The sequence below is a fragment of the Colwellia demingiae genome (genome assembly GCF_007954275.1).
Classification (GTDB): Bacteria; Pseudomonadota; Gammaproteobacteria; order Enterobacterales; family Alteromonadaceae; genus Colwellia; species Colwellia demingiae.
On the sequence record NZ_VOLT01000011.1, the window covers coordinates 1 to 12735 of the forward strand.

Below are 12735 nucleotides of genomic sequence, written 5' to 3' on the forward strand. Positions count from 1 at the left end.
TTGGCTCGAACGTCTTGTTAGAAACATTGGATGTTTGCCATTCAATATTCGTAACCAACAGAAGCATGTTCCACCTAATATAAGAGTAAGTTACTTTATTAAATAAGTGGCTTGGTCGAACTATAAGCCAATCAAGCAGGACTAAAAACAGTTTGCTGTTTTCGTTCCTTAACATTTTAGCAAACAATTTTTAGCCCCTTATTGAGGCGTTAGCTTTCAAGGAATTCCGTGTCAGTATTTAGTATTTATAAAAAAGAATCACACTTACAGCGAGCAATGCAGCTTCTAGATTCAGAAAATACTACTGATCATATTTATGCTTGCCTTGAACTTAGATTCTGTATCGAAGCAATCGTTTACCAAAAGCTTTTACATGGTATCAAAAATATTCCCAGTTCTATTGTTGAAACTTGGCAACCCCACAAAGCTATCAAAATGCTCTCAGAAATTGATGAATTAGCAGCCAGTGATTGTAAAATTGAGTTTAATCTTGCAAAAACAGATGTTCCACCAAAAGATGGTTGGTTGCTGTTAGGTGAGCAAAAAATCCCGCCAGTAAAATGGTTAGCTAAAAACTACAATAAACTTGGTAATTTCCTTCATTTAGTAGAACCAAAGAAAGCACAAAATGAAGAACAGAGAGAAATTAAAAAATCAATTTTACCAATTGCTATACAACTAAAACAATATGTTAAGGGGAATATCGTATTAACAATCAATAACATTGAAATTAACCAATGTCCTGTTTGTGAACACGATTTTGCATTTGCAACAAATAAAGTTAAACATGGCCTTACTCGTAAATGCAGTAACTTTAAATGTGGTGCATTATTCACTGCTAATGTAGATAAAACTTCAACGAAGGTAACGTTCACCTACAAAACATATGATGTTGCTTGCCAAAGTTGTGAGGAAATAATTGTTATCCCGGAAGAAAAAATTAGAAATTTGGATAAGTTCAGTTGCAGTAATTGCCATTCTCAATATATTCCTAGAGGGGAATACGGGTTTGCTTTACTATCAAATGAAAGCTAACAAGAAATTTAAACGGAACAAAAACAGTTCGCCATGTTTCGTTTCTCAACAAGGATCGAGTTTATGGATAGTCAAAGTTCAAAAATTCAGCGGAGTGCAATATTAATTAAATGCTTTATGGCTTTAGTTATGCTCACTCTGGCAATTAATATTTATACAACTAGTGTTATTGATTTTGGTTCGGTGGCAGGTGCTATTGGTATTTTATCAATGCTACGTGGGTTCCTTTGTTCTCCTAGTTTATTATCAATGCCAATTAAAAACTGTTTAGGATCGGAGAATAAAATATCTAAAGAAAGCTATTTATATTTTATTCTAGCTCTCATATTAATTGTTGTAAGTGGCTTTTAAAAATAGGTATAACAAGCTGTTAAAGCGGGACGAAATACAGTTGGCTGTTTTCGTTCCTCAACATTTTAGCCAACTAAATTTTGCCTCTTAACGAGGGCGTTATATTTTTATCAAAGGATTGAGTATGGGTTATTGGTATTTAGCGATAGCGATTTGTTCTGAAGTGATAGCAACATTAGCACTTAAAGCATCAGATGGTTTTTCTCATTCAACCTCCAGTACTATTTGTGTCATTGGTTATGCGGTTGCATTTTATTTCCTATCTTTAGTTCTTAAAACTGTTCCAGTAGGCATCGCTTATGCTATTTGGGCTGGCATGGGTATTTTCTTAATTGCATCAATAAGCGCAGTGATATATAAACAGATACCAGATTTACCGGCAATTATAGGCATGTGCTTAATTCTAACTGGTGTTGTAGTTATTAATGTATTCTCAAAAACAGTGAGTCATTAAAAATATAACAAGAAAATCAACAAGGACTAAAAACAGCGGGCTGTTCGCTCCGCTCCATTTTAGCCCACTATTTTTAGCCTGTTATTTAGGCGTTAGGAGCAAAGTTAACTATGGAGAATCCATCAACGTTATTAGTCGTTCATAACCTTAATATTTCAAAAGAGTTTTATGTGAATGTTTTAGGCCTTGAATTGATGGAAGAGCATAACGACTGTTTAAAATTTAATATTGGTCATCATATAGTGTTTATGTTTCAGAGCGGGATGGAATCAATCGAATATGAGCATGGTTATAATGCTAATTCCACCTTGGTTTTTACTGTTCAAAATTTGGATAACAAAATTAAAGAGTTAAAATCAAAGGGGGTTTTTTTTGTTCACGAGTCACCTAATGAAAATAGATGGGGCCGCTATGCAGCTTTTAAAGACCCATCAGGGATCGTAAATGAACTGATGGAATTTTCACCTAACAAGCAAATTAATCAGGACAAATAACAGTTGGTTTTTGCTCCTGCGTTGCCTATTTTAGCCAACAATTTTTTGCCTGTTAATTGGGCGTTATATTTTTATTGAGGATCGGTGTATGGGTTACTGGTATTTAGCAATAGCTATTGGTGCTGAAGTTATCGCAACATTAGCACTTAAAGCATCAGATGGTTTCTCTCACTTAACCTCCAGTACTATTTGTATCATTGGTTATGCCGTTGCATTTTATTTCTTAGCTTTAGTACTTAAGACTATTCCTGTGGGAATCGCTTATGCTATTTGGGCAGGCATGGGAATTGTATTAATTGCATCAATAAGTGCTGTAATTTACAAACAAATACCTGATTTTCCTGCAATTATAGGTATGTTATTAATATTGGCGGGTGTCGTTGTTATTAATATGTTTTCAAAGACTGTGAGCCATTAAAAAATATAACAAGCCAATAAGGGACTGCTAACAGTTTGCTCGGTTCCGCTTCGTTTAACATTTTAGCAAGCATTATTTAGCCCGTTATTAGGGCGTTAGTTGCCAATGGAGGTCAATTTGAGCAATAGAGTTATTGAGGTTGTTGATTACGATCTAAGTTGGAATAATATTTATGAAACTGAAAAATCAGCACTAATTAAAGCTATTGGAAGTAGTGTTGTAAAAATTGATCATATTGGTAGTACTTCCGTGATTGGTCTAGCAGCAAAGCCTATCATAGATATTCTAATAGAGGTTTCAAACCTTGAAGAGCTAGATACCGCACATAAAAAAATTAGCGCACTTGGTTATACAATAAAAGGTGAAAATGGTATTTCAGGTCGGCGCTACTTTCAAAAAGGTGGCAATCAACGTAGCCATCATGTGCATGCATTCCAAAGTGGTGATTTACACTTACATCGGCATAGGGTATTTAAAAAGTACTTAATTGCGCACCCTGTAATAGCTTCAGAGTATGGCTCTATTAAAAAAGAGGCTATTTCTAAAAGCGATAACAACATCAATGTATATATGGCACTAAAAAATGACTTTATTCAAAAGCATGAAAAATTAGCTCTTGAGTGGTTTAGCAACTAACAAGCACTTCAAACGGAACAAAAACAGTTGGCTACGTTTCGTTCCTCAACAAGTTTAGTCCGCTTAGCAAGGCGTTATGTTGCTCAATCATACTACAGAGGTAATTAATGGAAATTGGCAGTAAATTAGAATTATGTTATCAGGTTAAATCAAGTGATTTAGCAAAAGAATTGTCTACGGATCCACAAGATGATTTTCCAGAAGTTTACGCTACATCAAGAATGATTGCATTGATGGAGCTTGCCTCTGCGCGGCTAATGAAACCTTTGTTATCTGAAGGTGAGCTGTCAGTGGGAGTAAAAGTAAACGTAACTCATATGGCGGCTACACCAAATAATGTTGAGGTCAAAGCTGTTGCCACATATCAGGGGGCGGAAGGAAAATTACATAAGTTTGAAGTGGAACTTTATGACCAAGCAGGTTTAGCTGGTAACGGTATTCACACACGTGCCATAGTTAAAACTGAACGCTTGGTTCAAGGCGCAATGAATAGAGTAAAAGCAACTAACAAGCAAATAAACTAGGACTTAAAACAGTTTGTTTTTTTATTCCTCGACATTTTAACTAACAATTTTTGTCCGCTTAATAGGGCGTTAGCTGTATGTCAGGTGCCTGTCGTTAAATTGACGTAAACATGTCGTATACAAACAAGGAATTTTTTTACAGGATATAGTTTCGATATATCTATGTGAGAAATACAAATGGAAATGATAATAAACGCTGAAAAAGTTATAGCAGAACGTAAAGTCAGAGCTTGGAGTCAACAACACTTAGCTGATGCCAGTGCTGTGAGTTTAAGAACTATTCAAAGAGTAGAAAATAATGGTTCAGGTTCTTTAGAGACGATTAAAGCATTAGCATCTTGTTTTGAGTTAGATGTAGGTATGTTATTCGAACCTAAAGTTGAAGTTATTAATAAAAAGACGAAATCAAAGACTAAAATAGTAGCTTTTTGCTCATTTGTTTTAGCATTGCTTAGCAGTGCTCTCTTTATCGTACCGACAAGTATGGCATCGAATATAACAATTAATGCGGAGAATATAAAAACAAATACGAATGAAGGCTACAGTATATATAGTAGAAATGTTGTAATATTTTTACCAAAAGATATGCCGCATAAAGTTTTAATTGATTCTAATTGGGAAAAAAATTCATCAACACCTTCCAGTGGTGGTATTAAAATTTATTTAGAGCATTCAGTAATTTCCATTGATAAAGCTTCAATTATAACAACGGAAAATGGTACGAAAATTACAACCGAATATGCTAAATTCTCAAAATCCGAGTAATATACTGCTAACAAGGCAATCAAACGGACACGCAATAGTTGGCTGTTTTCGTTCCTCAACATTTTAGCCAATAAATTCTCGCTCTTTATTAGGGTGTTAGTATTGTAATCAAACTATGGAGTGTAAAATGAAATTAGGTGCATTTTCAGTAAGTTTATCGGTTAGTAATATCGAAGAATCGAAAATCTTTTATCAAAAATTGGGTTTCGAGATAATTGGTGGAGATCAATCTCAAAACTGGTTAGTACTAAAAAATGGTGATCATAAAATAGGATTATTTCAGGGAATGTTTGAAGGGAATATAATGACATTCAATCCAGGCTGGGATCAAAACCGTAAAACACTAGAATCTTTTACTGATGTTAGAGAGCTTTTAAAAGAGTTTGAAGCCCAAGGTGTCAATATAGCGCAAGAGTCTATTAACGGTGAAAGTGGACCTTCAAGTTTCTCTTTTAAAGATCCCGATGGAAATTCGATTCTAATTGATCAGCATGTGTAAACAACACTAACAAGAACTTCAAACGGAAAAATACAGTTGGCTGTTTTTCGTTCCTAAAACAATTTAGCCAACTATATTTTTCCGCTTATGTAAGCGTTATATTTCTAAGGAAGATTGGCGTTGGATTCACTAAAGTTAATGGATTATTTACATGATAAACCAGTGCCAAAAGGCATTGATATCCTTTGTCAGTTACAACACTTCGCCATAATAACCTATGCAGTACCACCTTCTCGTTTTGATGGATTAATTCCTAATAGATTTAAACTCGATACGCTTGAAATTAATGGTGAAGAAAAGGCCTTAATCTCTGTCGTTCCATTTATCGATGTCGATTTTACTTCTGCCGTTTATCCTTTTCCCAAATTCACTATGGGACAAACTAACTATCGTATTTACATCCTTGATTCAGAGACAAATGAAAGATGTGTTTGGTTTTTAGGTACAACGCTAGATTCTTGGACATTAGCTGTACCTAAGTACTTATGGAACCTTCCTTGGTATAGTGGTGATGTAAAATTCGAATGTGATTATGATGAATCTAAAAATATCTATCTTAAATATAAAATGTCTACTCAAGCAGACTGGGCCCCAGCAGAGGTCGAATTAACTCAAGATATAAAGTCTACGCTCGCACTTGATGGTTTCCCTGATAATGAAACGGGTTTAGTTTATTTAACTCACCCTCTAGCTGGGTTTTATCATCGTCGTGATGGTAAGTTAGGTACTTATCGTGTGTGGCATAAGCAATTGGATGTTAAGGTTGCTCAGTTAAAGTCAGCCAAATTCGGGTTGTTAACTCGTATGGGGTTAGTTACCGAAGAGGAACAGCAAGTTCCGCATAGCGTACTTGTTGAACCAATAAATGAATTTACTATTTACTTACCACCTAAATTGGTAAAATAGAAATATAACAAGAAGTTGAAGTGGGACTGCTAACAGTTTGATCGGTTCCGCTTAGCTTCACATGTTAGAAAACAATTATCAGCCCCTTATTGGGGTTTTTTATACCAAGGAAAAATTATGCACTCTGTAAAATCTCGTAGATTAAGAAAAAAGCTTTATTTAGATGAATTTTCTGTAAAGGGGGTTGAATTAGATTGTAGTTTAACTTGTAAGGAGGAGTCCGAATTAGCAACAATAATGGATGACTTTTTACTTTATGTCGACTCTCTAAACTTGTGTATTGGCGGTGGTGGGGATCTGACTTCCTTCGCAGGGTTTATTTCTTCTAATGAACGTTATGGTTCAGTGACTGAATCTCACATATCAAGCATATCTAATTGGTTGAAAGAGCGAAAGATCGTTTCAGAGTTTAATATTGGTGAACTTGTTGATGCGAATTATGGCATATAACAAGTAAAACAACGTGACATGCAACAGTTGGCCGTGCTCGTTCCTCGCTATTATGGCCAACTATTTCTTAGCCCGTTATTTGGGCGTTAGGTGAAATGAGGGTTACATGCGATTTCTACTAATATTATCGATGTTTACATCATCTGTATTTGCATCAAAATTTGACATAGATGCTTATTCAACTTCTTTAGAATATGCTCAGGTTACAAATGTTCTAGCTACTCAGAAATTAAGCGGTAGTTGGTGTTTTGGTACTTCAGTTCGACACAATGACCAAGGCTGGGAGCATTACGCAGATGGCTGGGAAGTGATAGATTTAGAGGGTAATCAACTTGGACAACGTCAACTTGCTCACCCTCACGATAATGAGCAACCCTTTACCCGTAGTCAGTGTGATATCAAAATCCCAACAGAAATATCTAAGGTAATTGTACGTGCCAAATGTAATAAACATGGTTTTGGTGGTAAGCCGTTTATTGTAGACCTAAAACCAATTTAAGGTCGTAGTATATTCGGTTAGGCGTGTCTATTGGGCGATTTTCACCTAACAAGAAATTAAACCAGGATACGTAATTGTTGGCTACGTTTCGCTTCGGTACACAATTATATAGCCTGTTTTGGGCGTTATATGCAATGGAGTCTTCATGAAATACCTATCGCTAATATTTATACTTATTCTACTTTCAGGTTGCTCTTCTCGATCCCTTAGTGAGCAAATAGCAGAGCGTGCGCTTGAGCATGCTACGGGAACTGACATCAGTTACAATGGCGCAAGTTGTCCAAACATTAAGCGTAACTGTTCTGGTGGTAATTATGAAGAGTGGTATCAAAAAGACGGTAAACTAGCTTGCGCATGTAACAATTAGCATAAAATAAACTGTTTAATCAGGATAAATAACAGTTGGCTTTTGCTCTTTCGTCGCTTATTTTAACCAACTATTACTTGTCTCTTAGTGAGGCGCTAGGCATCAGTCAGGAAAAGCTATGAGTAGAACAAAAATTGAAGAGTTTAAAATTGATGTTACTGGTGGAAAGGTATACGTAAAAGTATGGATACCAGAAACTACATCCACAGCTTCTCCATTAATTTTACTTCATGACTCGCTTGGTAGTGTTGATTTATGGAAAGATTTTCCGTCAGTGCTGGCTGAAAATCTATCTCGATGTGTTATAGCTTATGATCGCTTAGGTTTTGGTATGTCTGATTCACGCGTCGAATTACCTTCTATGGACTTTATAGCAGAGGAAGCTGTTAAGTATTTTCCTGCCATAAAAGAATACTTATCTATTCAACACTATATTCTTTTGGGGCATAGTGTTGGTGGTAGTATGGCAGTTAATATTGCATCTCGCGATCCAGATTGTGAGGCTGTAATCACTGTGTCGGCTCAGGCATTTGTTGAAGATATTACAATTAAGGGAATAGAAGATGCAAAGAAATCTTTTGAGAAACTTGAGCAGATAACACGGCTGGAAAAATGGCACGGGTCTAAAGCAAAATGGGTTTTACATGCATGGACTGATATATGGCTGTCAGCCGAGTTCGCAAATTGGAGTTTACAGTCTTCTATTAGCAATGTGTGTTGCCCAGTTCTAGCAATCCACGGTGAAAATGATGAATACGGTTCAACAGCATTCCCTGAGTATATCTCAAGAAATGCAGGTGGAAAGTCTAGTATGTTACTCCTTAAAAACTGTGGTCATATGCCTCATAAAGAAAAATCACGAGAAGTGATCTGTGCTGTAGAAGAATTTCTCGGTGAAGTAAATGCCTAACAATAAATTAAAACCGACGCTAAACAGTTACCTAGCGCTCGTTCCTCGAAAATCACTTAGCCTGTTATTCTGGCGTTAAGTGCCTATCAACATTTGATTGATCAAAACTAGAAAATCTTAAATCAATTACTTTAAAACTTTTGCTATTATGAGGAACGTTTTATTTAATAATAGTCGGGAGTAATATGCGTTATTGGTTAGTGGGATTATTTTGTGTGGGCCTAATTTCAGGTTGTAATAGTGATGATGGTGCATCAAGTGAAAATCAGGTATCTGATAAAACTGTTTTGAGTGATGAAGACTCTGATGAGAGTACCGATACTAGCAATGATGTCGATGATACCAATTATAGCCAAATCAGCTGTAGCGATGACCTGACTACCGTTTTGACTTTGATTAATAAGCAGCGTACACAGGAGCAAACTTGCGGCAGTGAAAGCTATGGTCCTGTGGATGAGCTAACGTGGAATGCTTTACTGACTTCGGCTGCACAAGAGCACTCGGATAATATGGCTAATTATGATTTTTTTAGTCATACAGGTCTTGACGAAAGTACAGTCTCTACTCGGGTTACAGCTCAAGGCTACACTTGGTCTTCTGTGGCAGAAAATATTGCTGCAGGTCAGACTACGGCGCAGTCTGTAGTGGATGCGTGGATGGCGAGTGATGGACATTGTAAGAATATTATGAGTGAAAATGTGACGGAAATGGGCTTAGCTTGCAGCGAAAATAGCAATGTAACTTATACCTATTATTGGACACAAGTATTTGCTAAACCTCGTTAACCGTGAAAAGTGTCGACTTTAAATGCTCTTCACTTCATTTTATAAAATCAGGAAGGGCATTGAGGTTACATAAAAATATTAATAACTTATTAAAATAATTACTTGCGGTTTTTATGGGTAGAAACGATTTACACGATCATTTTTGTTCACAAGGCCATATAAAATCTCACGGATAGATTACGTATAAAGGCGTTAGTTTACTAGGTAAAGTCTGGCGCACTTTTATTAATAGCATAAACCTACCCTATATCTCCTTGCTCATAAATTGTAACACTTTTAATGGTTTACTATTTGTATATCAAATAGCATAGCCATATCATCGTTTCTTAGCAACGCAACTCAAAACTTACTCGAGGGATATAAGTAAAATGAATAAAATTAAACTATTTTCAATCACAGTTGCTGTTTTTACCTTATTTTTATCAACGATTAGCTACGCTGAGTCTGTAACAGGTAAAGAATACAAAGCAGTTGTAGAAACGGCTTATAATTATTTTAATGGTGCTGCAAATGGAGATCAAAAGCTTCTTTCCCAAGCTTTTGACCAAGAGTTTGGTCATGTAAAAATGATTACAATTAACAAAGAAACTGGAAAAGAAACTATTAGAACTGTTTCGCTAAAAGAGTTTTCTGGTTATTTCAAAAAAGCGACCAAAGATAAGTGGGTAGCGAACATCTTATCTGTTGATATAGTTGATGACAAAATGGCTATGGTGAAGCTTGATTTTAATACGCCAAAAACACATTACATCGATTACCTTGTAATGTACAAACGTGAAAATAAATGGCGAATTATCAATAAAACATTTATAGCCAAGAAAAAATAGTAGATAAAGTAAACTAACAAGCACTTCAAACGGAACAAAAAACAGTTAGCTACGTTTCGCTTTGATCTTGTATCACTTTGGTGGACAATTTTAGCCAGCTATTATTTGCCAGTTTACGTGGCGTTATATTTCTAGGAGTTTGCGTTGATTATTGTTGAAACAGAAAGGTTAAGTATTCGTCAAATTACGAATGAGGATGCTATAAACCTAACAAAGGTGTTAGCTGATCCTATGGTAATGCAGTATTCGACAGTAGGTGTTCACACAGAAAAACAGATTAATGATTATATAGCTAATTGCCAAAACCAATATGACTTAAATGGTTATGGCCATTGGGCAATTTATAACTCTATAACTAATGAGTTTGTTGGTGTGTGCGGTCTTAATAAACATGAAGTGGATACTGATGATGTTATACACATTAACTATCGCCTTGCCACAGACCAACAAGGTAAAGGTTATGCTGTTGAATCTACATTTGGTGTTTTAGATTTTGCTAAAAACACCTTAAAACTTAAAGCTGTACATGCACTAATAGAGTCAGCAAATATTAGCTCTGTTAAAGTGGTGGATAGAACAGGTTTTGTATTTATTAAACCTGCTGTATTTCGTGGTTTTAAAGTAGATATCTATCAAGTGGCTTTATAAAGCGAGATATAACAAGGACACGTAACCGTTGGCTACTTTTTGCTTTGTTACACATTTGAGCCAACCATTACTTTACCAATGATTTGGGCGTTATATTTCTCAAAGGTTTTGTATAAAAATCGACATTGCTAATTGTTTCACAGGAGAGATACGATGGGTTTAATTGAAGCTATTCTAATATCACTTGGCTTATTACCAGCAAAAGAATTAGGTAAGTCTATGAAGCAGTCTAAGACGCTAACCATTATGGTAATTATTGGACTTGTTTTTGTCGGAGGTTTTGGACTCTTCCTATTTAACATGGCTGGTATTCAATAATAATATGAGCAACAAACTGGTTAATATGGCGTTCAACATTTTAGCCAACAATTTTGCCGCTTAATGTGGCGTTATATGCCTAAGGAGAGTTCAGTGAAAATTTATGGAGATATTCAATCAGGGAATTGTTATAAGGTAAAACTTCTTACTTCACTTTTAGATATCGATCATGAGTGGATTGAAGTTGATATCTTAGCTAGTGAAACTCAAACAGAATCATATTTAACAAAGAATCCAAATGGCAAAATACCATTACTTGAATTAGATGACGGAACATTTATTTCAGAATCTAATGCAATTTTGAACTACCTGGCATCTGAGACTTCATTAGTTGGTACTTGTCGTTTTACAGTTGCAAAAGTCCTACAGTGGCAATTTTTTGAACAGTATAGTCATGAACCTTTCATAGCAGTTGCTCGATTTATTGCCAAATACCTTGGCTTACCTGAAGATCGTAAATCAGAGTATAAAGCTAAGCAATTAGGCGGCCATAAGGCGCTTAAAGTAATGGAAGAACAATTACAATGTACACCTTATCTTGTTGGTTCTGAATTAACTATTGCTGATATATCATTATATGGATATACGCATGTGGCTGATGAGGGAGGATTTGATCTGTCAGAATACCCATCAATTCAACAATGGATTGCTCGTATTCAAGCTAATCCCAAATATATAGGTATGGAGTAATCGGCATATGAAAAGCCGTTCAAAAGAATAAAAATAGTTAACTGTTTTGTTTCACAATATTTTAATAAACAATTTTTTGCCTTTTAGTGAGGCGTTATATTTTAAGGTCTTCTATCGTGCATAAATTAATAGATGATTTCATTGCGATGAACCAAGCGGGTTTGGTTCTTGAGTTATGTGAAAAGTATTATGATGAGAATGTCATCATGCTTAACAATGGTCAAATTTTTGCAGAATCCATGCGTGAATCTTATGATAAGCAAAAAGGTTTTGTTAAATCGGTTAAAGAATTTAATGTTGAATTAGTATCAAAAAACATTAAGGGTAATATTGTTGAGTTAACTTTTAATTATAAAATGACAGGCTCGGACTCTACTGTAAATGAGTTTACGGGTAAGCATATTCAAACTTGGAAAAACGATAAAATAATCAAAGAAGAGTATGTGTCAGTTTAAAATATAACAAGCAAAATAATAGGACAAATAACAGCTGGCTGTTGTTTGTCCGTCAAATATTAAGCCAGCAATTATTCGCCGCTTCACGTGGTATTAGGTTTGTAATGGAAATAATATTAATTCGGCATGGAAAGCCTACTTCGGCAAATAACCCTGTTCTTAATGCAGTCGATTTTACAAAATGGGTTCGTCGGTATAACTTCTCTGATGTTTCAACAAATAGCCGACCTGAACGTATACTTGATGAATATAAATCTCATTATATTGTTTCTAGTGATCTTGAACGAGCGATACATTCTGCAAATATCTATACCGGACAATCACCTGAATTAACATCTAAACTTTATAGGGAAATGGAAATACCGAGATATAAATTTCCTTTTCGATTAAAAGCTATGACTTGGGTTTATCTCAATAGAGCTTTCTGGATGCTCGGACTAAAAGGTTCTTTTGAATCGTATCAACAAGCAAAAATTCGTGCTGAATTGGCTTCGGATAATTTAATTGAATTAGCTCAAGAACAAGATAAAGTGGTTTTATTTGGTCACGGGTATTTAAACTTACATATCCGAAGATCGTTAATGAAAAAAGGTTGGAAATTAAATTCCAAAAGCAATGGATTTTGGGGTATCTCAAGCCTCGAAACCTAACAGAAAAATAAACGAGGACACGTAACCATTACATTGCCTGTTATTTAGGCGTTA

Annotated in this window: 21 protein-coding genes; all 21 read left to right on the forward strand. The window is 35.4% G+C overall.

The window, feature by feature from the left end; genetic code table 11:
• Window positions 1-228 precede the first annotated feature (228 nt).
• The 21 genes from ESZ36_RS17940 (at window position 229) to ESZ36_RS18035 (ending at window position 12681) form a co-directional block, all read left to right on the forward strand.
• Complete coding sequence (locus ESZ36_RS17940) at window positions 229-1035, forward strand: hypothetical protein (protein WP_146790411.1); 807 nt, start codon at window positions 229-231, stop codon at window positions 1033-1035.
• A gap of 63 nt (window positions 1036-1098) precedes the next feature.
• Window positions 1099-1386, forward strand: a complete 288-nt coding sequence (locus ESZ36_RS17945) for a hypothetical protein (protein ID WP_146790413.1) — start codon at window positions 1099-1101, stop codon at window positions 1384-1386.
• Between the two features lie 124 nt (window positions 1387-1510).
• On the forward strand, window positions 1511-1840 hold the full coding sequence (locus tag ESZ36_RS17950; protein ID WP_146790415.1) for a DMT family transporter: 330 nt from the start codon (window positions 1511-1513) through the stop codon (window positions 1838-1840).
• A gap of 110 nt (window positions 1841-1950) precedes the next feature.
• Window positions 1951-2334 (forward strand): VOC family protein, encoded by a 384-nt coding sequence (locus tag ESZ36_RS17955; protein WP_146790417.1) that lies wholly within the window; start codon window positions 1951-1953, stop codon window positions 2332-2334.
• An 88-nt stretch (window positions 2335-2422) separates the two neighbouring features.
• The gene (locus ESZ36_RS17960) at window positions 2423-2752 is read left to right on the forward strand and encodes a DMT family transporter (protein WP_146790419.1); all 330 of its coding nucleotides are present in this window, start codon (window positions 2423-2425) and stop codon (window positions 2750-2752) included.
• Window positions 2753-2869: 117 nt separating this feature from the next.
• The gene (locus ESZ36_RS17965; RefSeq protein WP_146790421.1) at window positions 2870-3388 is read left to right on the forward strand and encodes a GrpB family protein; all 519 of its coding nucleotides are present in this window, start codon (window positions 2870-2872) and stop codon (window positions 3386-3388) included.
• A gap of 107 nt (window positions 3389-3495) precedes the next feature.
• On the forward strand, window positions 3496-3912 hold the full coding sequence (locus ESZ36_RS17970; protein ID WP_146790423.1) for a thioesterase family protein: 417 nt from the start codon (window positions 3496-3498) through the stop codon (window positions 3910-3912).
• A gap of 177 nt (window positions 3913-4089) precedes the next feature.
• On the forward strand, window positions 4090-4677 hold the full coding sequence (locus ESZ36_RS17975; RefSeq protein WP_146790425.1) for a helix-turn-helix transcriptional regulator: 588 nt from the start codon (window positions 4090-4092) through the stop codon (window positions 4675-4677).
• A 127-nt stretch (window positions 4678-4804) separates the two neighbouring features.
• Window positions 4805-5176 (forward strand): VOC family protein, encoded by a 372-nt coding sequence (locus ESZ36_RS17980; protein ID WP_146790427.1) that lies wholly within the window; start codon window positions 4805-4807, stop codon window positions 5174-5176.
• A gap of 138 nt (window positions 5177-5314) precedes the next feature.
• Window positions 5315-6082 (forward strand): DUF2071 domain-containing protein, encoded by a 768-nt coding sequence (locus ESZ36_RS17985; protein WP_146790683.1) that lies wholly within the window; start codon window positions 5315-5317, stop codon window positions 6080-6082.
• Window positions 6083-6199: 117 nt separating this feature from the next.
• The gene (locus tag ESZ36_RS17990; protein WP_146790429.1) at window positions 6200-6532 is read left to right on the forward strand and encodes a 50S ribosome-binding protein YggL; all 333 of its coding nucleotides are present in this window, start codon (window positions 6200-6202) and stop codon (window positions 6530-6532) included.
• Between the two features lie 106 nt (window positions 6533-6638).
• Entirely contained in the window at window positions 6639-7031 is a 393-nt protein-coding gene (locus ESZ36_RS17995; protein WP_146790431.1) for a hypothetical protein, read from the forward strand.
• A 145-nt stretch (window positions 7032-7176) separates the two neighbouring features.
• Window positions 7177-7398 (forward strand): hypothetical protein, encoded by a 222-nt coding sequence (locus tag ESZ36_RS18000; RefSeq protein WP_146790432.1) that lies wholly within the window; start codon window positions 7177-7179, stop codon window positions 7396-7398.
• Window positions 7399-7516: 118 nt separating this feature from the next.
• A complete protein-coding gene (locus tag ESZ36_RS18005; RefSeq protein WP_146790435.1) occupies window positions 7517-8308 on the forward strand; it encodes an alpha/beta fold hydrolase in 792 nt (263 codons plus the stop codon).
• Window positions 8309-8493: 185 nt separating this feature from the next.
• Complete coding sequence (locus tag ESZ36_RS18010; RefSeq protein WP_146790437.1) at window positions 8494-9093, forward strand: CAP domain-containing protein; 600 nt, start codon at window positions 8494-8496, stop codon at window positions 9091-9093.
• 368 nt (window positions 9094-9461) lie between these two features.
• Window positions 9462-9920, forward strand: a complete 459-nt coding sequence (locus ESZ36_RS18015; RefSeq protein ID WP_146790439.1) for a nuclear transport factor 2 family protein — start codon at window positions 9462-9464, stop codon at window positions 9918-9920.
• Between the two features lie 144 nt (window positions 9921-10064).
• Window positions 10065-10568: a GNAT family N-acetyltransferase gene (locus ESZ36_RS18020; RefSeq protein WP_146790441.1), complete on the forward strand. Its 504-nt coding sequence runs from the start codon at window positions 10065-10067 to the stop codon at window positions 10566-10568.
• A gap of 153 nt (window positions 10569-10721) precedes the next feature.
• Window positions 10722-10886, forward strand: a complete 165-nt coding sequence (locus ESZ36_RS22575; RefSeq protein WP_170235878.1) for a hypothetical protein — start codon at window positions 10722-10724, stop codon at window positions 10884-10886.
• Between the two features lie 93 nt (window positions 10887-10979).
• Entirely contained in the window at window positions 10980-11576 is a 597-nt protein-coding gene (locus tag ESZ36_RS18025) for a glutathione S-transferase family protein (protein WP_146790443.1), read from the forward strand.
• Between the two features lie 116 nt (window positions 11577-11692).
• A complete protein-coding gene (locus tag ESZ36_RS18030; protein WP_246129161.1) occupies window positions 11693-12031 on the forward strand; it encodes a hypothetical protein in 339 nt (112 codons plus the stop codon).
• 41 nt (window positions 12032-12072) lie between these two features.
• Complete coding sequence (locus tag ESZ36_RS18035; RefSeq protein ID WP_246129162.1) at window positions 12073-12681, forward strand: histidine phosphatase family protein; 609 nt, start codon at window positions 12073-12075, stop codon at window positions 12679-12681.
• The last annotated feature ends 54 nt before the right edge of the window (window positions 12682-12735 follow it).